Here is a 7,362-nt window from a genome sequence, read left to right as displayed (position 1 = left end):
GCGCCGGCCTCGGACTTGGCTCACTCCGACATGCCGGACTCGGACGCTGCAGCCCCCGTGTCCCGCAATACGCTCGCGACGGCGGTGCGCTACTCCCTCGAGGAGGTCACCGCACGGGCGCCCGGCAATTCGGTGGAGGTCCGCGTCCCGCCGTTCGGGGTCACGCAATGCGTCGAGGGCCCGCGGCACACCCGCGGCACACCGCCCAACGTGATCGAGTGCGACGCCGCCACCTGGCTCGCGATGGTCACCGGCCGGCTCAGCTGGGCGGACGCGGTCGGCGCCGGACGGGTAGCTGCCTCGGGGTTGCGCGCCGACCTGTCCAGGCTGCTGCCGCTCTAGCAAGGCCGCCGCTGTCATCCGGGCGGCAGGCTGTTCAGCCGCGGCCGATGAACGGCATCCYGGCAGCGGTGATCACGAGCGACCCGACACTCGCGGCCGCGGGCATGCCGGCCATCAGCAGCACGGCGCGGGCCGCGTCCTCGACCGGAAACGTCGGTTCCACCCGCCGGCTGCCGTCAGCCTGCAGCGCACCGTCCCCCACGCCAAGCTCGCTCATCAGCGCCGTTGCCGTGTTGCCGATATCGATCTGCCCGCAGCTGATGCCGAAGGCGCGGCCGTCGAGCTCGATGCTCTTGGTCAGCCCGGTGATGCCGTGCTTGGTGACCGTGTAGGCGACGGTGCGCGGCCGGGGTGAGTGCGCCGCGATGGAACCGTTGTTGATGATCCGGCCGCCCTGCGGGGACTGCGCCTTCATCGCCCGCACGGCGGCGGCGGCGCATAGCAGGGAGCCGGTCAGGTTCACGGCCACCGTGGCCTCCCAGTCCGCGACACTGATCTCGTCCACCGAACCGACAGGGCCGACGACCCCGGCATTGTTGAACAGCACGTCCACCCGGCCCCAGTGCTCCAGCACCACGGCGAAAAGCCGCTCGACGTCGTCTCGCTGGGAAACGTCGCAGGGCACCGCGAGCGCTTGCGCGTGGCCCGCCCCGGTTTCCAGCAGCGGCGCCTCCCGCCGGCCGACCAGCACCACGCGGTAGCCTTCCGTCAGCATGAGCCGGGCCACTGCCCTCCCGATCCCGGAACCCGCTCCGGTGACGACGGCGACCGGGCCGAGGTGGTGCTGATGCGACATGTGGGTCTCCTGATATGACGGGCTCTAGTGTGTGTGACGGGCTGGAGTGCGCTCCCGGCCAGCCTATGCCGGTCCGACACGTCACGGCAGTGCCCAACGCAATCATTGCCCCAAATTGATCTCTCGCGGCACCCCTTGCGCCGTCGAAGTGCCGGAGACATAGTGAAGGGTGGCAACCACCGCCGGCGACGTCCTGCTGGCCTACCTTGGGCAACAGCTCGCTGAGCTGCGCACGCACGCGGCCGGAGTCCGGGCGAAGCAGCCCGAGGAAGTCCACTACATGCGGGTCGCGGCGAGGCGCCTCCGCTCATTGCTGGCTTCGGGCCGGCCGCTCTTCGAGGACGGCGCGGTGGAACCGGTGCGCACCGAACTGCGCTGGCTCTCCGGGCTGCTCGGGGCCGGCCGCGACCCGGGCGTGGTGCACGACCGGCTGACCTTACTGCTCGCCCGGGAGCCCGAGTCGCTTCGCTTCGGCCCGGCCGCCCAGCGGATCGACGAGGAACTCGACGTGCTGACCGCAGCCGGTCTCGATGCTGCCTGCGAGGCGCTCGGCGGCGAGCGCTACGCGCAATTGCTGACCGCCCTGGAAGAGCTGGTCGGCGCGGCGCCGCTCTCGGCCAAAGCTGCCCGGCCTTCCGGAACGGGGATTCGCAAGCTGGTGGCAAAGGACGAGCGCCGGCTCCGGCGCGCCGTCGACGCACTTCCCCCGCAGGCAGACGATAGCGGGGCCGACAGGGACGCAGGCCTCCATGAAATCCGGAAGGCAGCGAAGCGGCTGCGGTACTCCGCGGAGCTCGCCGCCTCACGGCATTCCGGGGGTGGCCACACGTCGGCCAAGAAGCAGCGCCGCCGCGCCAAGAAGACGGCGAAGTCGGCGGCCAAGATCCAGCAGCTGCTAGGCCAGCATCAGGACAGTGTGATGGCGCGGGCGCAGCTGGCCGAACTGGGCGGCCGTGCGCTACGCAGCGGGGAGAACGGCTTCACGTACGGGCGGCTCCACGCCAGGGAGGAGAGCCTGGCGGCCGACGCCGAGCGGTCGTTCCTGAAGCTCTGGCACAAGGAACACCCGACTCGCTGACGCCGCTGCCGAGTGCCGTCAGGGCTTGAGCACCACCTTGATGCAGCCGTCCTGCTTTTTCTGGAACTTCTCGTACATCGCCGGAGCCTCATCCAGGCTGGCCTGATGCGTCACGAGATCCATGACCCCCAGCGGGTCGGCGTCGGACTCCACCAAAGGCAACAGGTCCTCCGTCCAGCGCCGGACGTTGCACTGGCCCATCCGCAGCTGGATTTGCTTGTCGAACATGTGCATGAGCGGCATCGGGGAGGCCGAACCGCCGTAGACCCCGCTCAGCGAGACAGTGCCGCCGCGCCGGACCCCGTCCAAGGCGGTGTAGAGCGCGGACAGCCGGTCCACCCCCACGGTCTCGAAGGCTTTCTGCGCCAGTTTGTCCGGCAACAACCCGGCCGCGTGCTGGGCGAACGACGCCACCGGCGAGTCGTGGGCTTCCATCCCGACCGCGTCCACCACCGAATCGGCACCCCTGCCCTGCGTCATTGACCGAAGTTCGTCGGCGACGCCCTTGGAGTAGTCCAGGGTTTCGACGCCGTGCCGCTCCGCCATTGCCCGGCGCTCCGGCACCGGGTCCACGCCGATCACGCGCAGGCCGAGGTGCTTCCCGATCCGCGAGGCGAACTGTCCCACCGGGCCAAGGCCCAGCACCGCAAGCGTCCCGCCCTCGGGCACGTCCGCGTACTTCACGCCCTGCCAGGCGGTCGGAAGGATATCCGACAGGAAGAGGTACCGCTCGTCCGGGAGCTCCGAACCCACTTTGATTGGCCCGTAGTCGGCGTGCGGCACCCGCAGGTACTCGGCCTGGCCGCCGGGCACGGATCCGTACAGCTCGGAGAAACCAAAGAGTGCGGCCCCGGAACCCTTTTCCTTGACCTGGGTAGTTTCACACTGGGACTGCAGTCCCTGGCTGCACATGAAGCAGTGGCCGCAGGAGATGTTGAACGGGATGACCACGCGGTCCCCTTTTGCCAGGTTAGTGACAGCGCTGCCTACTTCCACGACGACCCCCATCGGCTCGTGCCCGATGATGTCGCCCTTGTGCATGTACGGGCCGAGAACCTCGTAGAGGTGCAGGTCGGAACCGCAGATGGCCGTGGAGGTGATCCGTACGATCGCGTCGGTGGGGGCCTGGATGACCGGATCGGGTACTTCTTCGACGCTCACGGAACGTTTGCCTTGCCAAGTAAGTGCTTTCACGCGAAGTGCCTTTCGGTGGACGGAAGAGTCAGCGGGTCTGGGAAATTTGAGGCGGCCGCCGGCCGGACGGTCAGTTACCGCGGACGCGCGCGGCGAGTTTGCCGATGGCGCTGCCAGCGAGGTTGTTGAGCAGCGCGCGCGGACTTTCGTAGACCTCCACGGCGCCGGCTTCGCGGAGTTCGGCCTCGCTGGTGCCGCCGCAGGTGAGGCCGATCGCCGGGATGTCCAGAGCGCCGGCTGCGTAGACGTCCCAGACGGCGTCGCCCACGTACACGGCATTGCCGGCCGGAACGCCCACGGCTTTGAGTGCTGCGACGAGGATGTCCGGGGCGGGCTTGCTTTCCTTCGCGTCGGCGGAACTTGTGGCGGCGTGAATATAGGCATCCGCGCCGATCGCGCCGCGGAGGATCTCAAGGTCCCGATCCCGGGCCGAGGAGGCCAGCGCGACGGCGAGTCCGCTGTCGAAGCACTGCGCCAGCAGTTCCCGGGCGCCGTCGAGCCGTCGGAGGGACGGCCAAAAGGTGGAGAAGACGGCCGCATGGGAGGTCATGATGGTGTCGTCGGCATCCGTGTCCCGGTCTGCCGGCAACAGGTGGTTGAGGACCTTGTCCCCGCCCATGCCGACCGAGCGGTGAATGCTCGCCATCGGCACGTCATAGCCTGCCTGTCGGAACGCCTGCCACCACGCGAGGGTATGCAGGTACGCCGAATCGACGAGCGTCCCGTCGACGTCGAAGAGAACTGCGGCCTTGTGCTGCCCGGCCGAGGGGGCCTCAGTGGTGGGCACGGGTCCTCTTCACGGCCGCAAGCGTCCCTCCGGTGAGCGAGGAGCCGCGACCTGCACCGCCGCCGCTCCGCCGCTTGGCCAAGGAGGACAGGACCGCGGACTGGCTGTCGCCGCTGCGGTCACGGATCAGGCCGGTTCCGGCGATCTCCCGGGTCTGGGCAATGCCGGCCACGGCCGCCCGCTTTGTCGGGAAGGTGACCGAGACAGCCATCAGTCCACCGCCACTGTCCATCATCCGAATCCGGTAGCCGCCGTCGGGCGCGTCCACGAGCTCGAAATAACCAGCCATCGCATACTCCTCTAATCCTGCCCCACGCGGGGTATTAGTAAGTATACTTATCTACGCTCTGGAGAAAAGTCCCGTCCGGCCCGCGGACGTGGCCTGTGACGCCGTTAACCGCCGCCAAAGCGGGGCGTCAGTGGCCGTCCGCCTCCAGTTTGAGCGCACTGTGAACGAGGGCGAAGTGGCTGAACGCTTGCGGYGTGTTCCCTAGTTGCCGCGCCTCGGCGACACCCCACTCCTCGCTGAGGAGTCCGACGTCGTTACGGAACGCCAACAGCCGTTCGAACAGTTCCCTGGCTTCATGGCGCCGACCGATGTCGATCAGCGCGTCCACGAGCCAGAAAGAGCAGGCGAGGAAGACGCCCTCTCCGCCGGGGACGCCGTCGTCGCTTTGTTCCTGCCGGTAACGCAACAGGAAGCCGTCCCGCGTGAGTTCCCGTTGCACTGCGTCGACAGTACCGACGACCCGCGGGTCGTCCACGGCCAGGAAGCCCACCCGCGGGATGAGCAGCAGGCTGGCGTCGAGTTCGGGCCGGCCGTAGGACTGCACGAACGTGTTGCGTTCGACGTCGAACCCGTTGGCCATGACGTCTGCGTGGATCTTGTCGCGGAGGGCTTCCCAGCGGTCTGCCGGGCCCGGGAGATCGAAGTCCCGGACGCCCTTGACCATCCGGTCCGCGGCCACCCAGGCCATTACCTTGGAATGGGTGAAATGGCGGCGGGGGCCGCGCATCTCCCAGAGGCCATTGTCCGGGCGGTCCCAGGCGGTCTCCAGATGTTCCATTAGCGCCACCTGGACATCCCAGGAGTCATCCTTTTGCCGCAGCAGCGAGGTCCGGGTCAGGGCCAGGCCGTCCAGCACCTCGCCCCAGACGTCCAGCTGCAGTTGCCCGGCCGCGCCGTTGCCAATCCGCACCGGCGCCGACCCCTCATAGCCGGGCAGCCAGTCCAGCGTCATTTCGGGCAACCGGCGCTCACCGTGCAGCCCGTACATGATCTGCAGGTCCGCCGGGTCCCCGGCCACCGCGCGGAGCAGCCAGTGCCGCCAGGCCGCGGCCTCCTCCGAGTAGCCCGAGGCGAGCAGGGCCTGCAGGGTCAGGGTCGCGTCCCGAAGCCAGCAATAGCGGTAGTCCCAGTTGCGTTCGCCGCCGAGTTCCTCGGGCAGCGAGGTGGTCACTGCGGCGACGATGCCGCCGGTCGGGGCGTACGTCAGGGCCTTGAGGGTGATCAGCGAGCGCAGCACGGCGTCGCGGTACGGGCCCGCGGCCGAACATTTGGCAGACCACTGCCGCCAGAACGATTCGGTGGCTGCGAGGACGCCTTCCGGGTCCACCGCGCGCGGGCGGCCAAGGTGGCTGGGAGCCCAGGTCAGCACAAACGGTATACGCTCCCCGGCCGTCACGGTGAAGTCGCTCGCGGTTTCCATATGCTCGCCGCGCAGCGGGACGTCGGTGACCAGGTACGCGGCGTCGGGGCCGGCCACGGCGTGGATCCCGTGCTTGTCGCGGCGGACCCAGGGGACGATGTGTCCGTAGTCGAACCGCAGGGCCAGTTCGCCGCGCATCCGGACCGTTCCACGGACCCCCACCACGATCCGCACGATGTCCGCCGCGCCGTCGCGGGGAGACATGAAATCGATAACGGTGACCGCGCCGTCCGGGGTTTCCCACTCAGTTTCAAGAATGAGGGTGTCCTCCCGATACCGCCGCCGGGTGCATTCGCCGCCGGCGGCGGGCGCGAGCAGCCAGCGACCGGCTGACGGTCCGCCCAGCAGGGCGCCGAAGCAGGCCGGTGAGTCGAAGCGCGGCAGGCAGAGCCAGTCGATGGAACCTTCGGTGTTGATCAAGGCGGCGGTGTGCAAGTCGCCGACTATCGCGTAATCCTCGATGCGAGCCATGGGTCCTACAGTGCCACACGACCTGCCGCGGGACGAAGATCCCGTCCCCGAGCCGCGGGCCGCGGCTCCCGCGGACCGCAGGCTGGGCGCGGCCGCTCTGGCGGGGCTACGATCCCAACATGCCGGAACAGGACTCGGGGGCACCCCACAGCGGAGCATCACACAACATGGCACGCCACAACGGAGCATCACACCGCGGAGTGCCGCAGATCGGAACCAGCGGCTGGAGCTATGACCACTGGGAGAACGTGCTCTACCCGCACGGGCTGCCGGCCCGGGACCGGCTGGCCCACTACGCGTCCCGTTTCACCACGGTGGAGCTCAACGCGAGCTTCTACCGCTGGCCGCGGGAGAGCTCGTTCGTCAGTTGGCAGCGTCGCCTTCCGGAGGGCTTCGCCATGTCCGTCAAGGCCCCGCGGGGGCTGAGCCACGGGAAGAAGCTGTACGGGCCGGAGCTCTGGACGGAGCGGATCGGCCGCGGCTGGCACGAACTGGGGGACAAACGCGCCGTGCTACTGGTGCAACTGCCGCCGGATTTTGCCCGCGACGACGCCCGGCTGGACTACTTCCTGGCCGCGCTGCCGGACTGGTTCCGCGTGAGCGTGGAGTTCCGCCACGCCAGCTGGGACCACCCGGCGGTGTACGAGCTGTTGGAACGGCACGGCGCTGCGTACTGCGTCATGAGCGGCGCCCACCTGCCCTGCATCCTGCGGGCTACCGCACCCTTCGTCTACGTCCGGCTGCATGGACCGGACCGGGAGCACCTTTACGCCGGGTCCTATTCCGATCAGGAGCTGGGCTGGTGGGCGGACCGGATCCGCGAGTGGCAGGGCGCAGGCAGGGACGTTTTCGCCTATTTCAACAACGACGGCGACGGCAACGCGGTGCGCAACGCCACCATGCTGCGCGAACTCCTGGGAGACGCCTGACCGGCTGACGCAATCGCCGGCCCGCCACCGCGCTGTGGGAGAGTGGAACCATGGAA

Annotated in this window: 8 protein-coding genes; 3 read left to right on the top strand and 5 right to left on the bottom strand. The window is 68.8% G+C overall.

Annotated elements, in window-relative coordinates:
* Positions 1–30: 30 nt before the first annotated feature.
* Positions 31–342, top strand: a complete 312-nt coding sequence (locus AB4Y86_RS07965) for a sterol carrier family protein (RefSeq protein WP_441401678.1) — start codon at positions 31–33, stop codon at positions 340–342.
* A 34-nt stretch (positions 343–376) separates the two neighbouring features.
* Here AB4Y86_RS07965 and AB4Y86_RS07960 read toward each other — a convergent pair whose 3' ends face one another.
* Entirely contained in the window at positions 377–1,138 is a 762-nt protein-coding gene (locus AB4Y86_RS07960) for an SDR family oxidoreductase (protein ID WP_441401676.1), read from the bottom strand.
* Positions 1,139–1,307: 169 nt separating this feature from the next.
* Between AB4Y86_RS07960 and AB4Y86_RS07955 the strand changes: the two genes are divergently transcribed.
* Entirely contained in the window at positions 1,308–2,216 is a 909-nt protein-coding gene (locus AB4Y86_RS07955; RefSeq protein ID WP_441401674.1) for a CHAD domain-containing protein, read from the top strand.
* 18 nt (positions 2,217–2,234) lie between these two features.
* On the opposite strand, the gene AB4Y86_RS07950 is transcribed toward AB4Y86_RS07955, so the two are convergent.
* The 4 genes from AB4Y86_RS07950 to AB4Y86_RS07935 form a co-directional block, all read right to left on the bottom strand.
* A complete protein-coding gene (locus AB4Y86_RS07950) occupies positions 2,235–3,410 on the bottom strand; it encodes a zinc-dependent alcohol dehydrogenase (protein WP_441401672.1) in 1,176 nt (391 codons plus the stop codon).
* Positions 3,411–3,480: 70 nt separating this feature from the next.
* Complete coding sequence (locus AB4Y86_RS07945) at positions 3,481–4,197, bottom strand: HAD family hydrolase (RefSeq protein WP_441401670.1); 717 nt, start codon at positions 4,195–4,197, stop codon at positions 3,481–3,483.
* Positions 4,184–4,486 carry a YegP family protein gene (locus AB4Y86_RS07940; protein ID WP_441401668.1) on the bottom strand — a complete coding sequence of 101 codons (303 nt, stop codon included), beginning with the start codon at positions 4,484–4,486 and terminating at the stop codon, positions 4,184–4,186. The genes AB4Y86_RS07945 and AB4Y86_RS07940 overlap by 14 nt, the downstream gene beginning before the upstream one ends.
* Before the next feature lie 127 nt (positions 4,487–4,613).
* Positions 4,614–6,377, bottom strand: a complete 1,764-nt coding sequence (locus AB4Y86_RS07935; RefSeq protein ID WP_441401666.1) for a glycoside hydrolase family 15 protein — start codon at positions 6,375–6,377, stop codon at positions 4,614–4,616.
* Positions 6,378–6,544: 167 nt separating this feature from the next.
* Between AB4Y86_RS07935 and AB4Y86_RS07930 the strand changes: the two genes are divergently transcribed.
* On the top strand, positions 6,545–7,306 hold the full coding sequence (locus AB4Y86_RS07930; RefSeq protein ID WP_441401664.1) for a DUF72 domain-containing protein: 762 nt from the start codon (positions 6,545–6,547) through the stop codon (positions 7,304–7,306).
* Positions 7,307–7,362: the final 56 nt, after the last annotated feature.

Source organism: Arthrobacter sp. 2YAF22_2 (assembly GCF_052114645.1).
Lineage (GTDB): Bacteria > Actinomycetota > Actinomycetes > Actinomycetales > Micrococcaceae > Arthrobacter.
Note: the sequence above shows the minus strand (reverse complement) of the source record. Positions and strands in the feature narration are given on the sequence as shown.